At 78.4% G+C, this 352-nt stretch carries 1 protein-coding gene; it reads left to right on the top strand.

Features of this window, described 5'->3' with window-relative positions; translation table 11 throughout:
* Positions 1–352, top strand: a 352-nt coding sequence (locus ACTFO6_RS18090; RefSeq protein ID WP_439935785.1) for a V-type ATP synthase subunit D, incomplete at both ends; no start/stop codon positions are given.

Here is a 352-nt window from a genome sequence, read left to right as displayed (position 1 = left end):
GAGCAGGACCGGGCCGCGCTGCTCGAGGCGCTGGCGCGGGCGGCAAGCGCGCTGCAGGCGGCCTGCGCCCGTCACGGACTGCAGGGCGTGCAGGTCTATCCCGCCGCCCGGCTGGAAAACGCCCGGCTCCAGGTGATCCCGCGCCGGCTGCTGGGCATGCGGCTGCAGGAGGCGCGTCTAGAGGCGGACGCCGCGTCGGCGTCGCCCGCGCTCCACCCTTCCCCCGAGGCTGAGCACTGCCGCGGCGCCTTCCTCGAGGTGGCGCGGCGCTCGGCCGGCCTCGCCGCAATCGCGGGCAACCTGGAGCGCCTGCGGCGCGAGTACCGCCGCACCGAGCGCCGCGCCCGCGCCC

Source organism: Pelomicrobium sp. G1 (assembly GCF_051905455.1).
GTDB lineage: Bacteria > Pseudomonadota > Gammaproteobacteria > Burkholderiales > UBA6910 > Pelomicrobium.
This window is presented reverse-complemented; position numbering and strand designations above follow the sequence as displayed.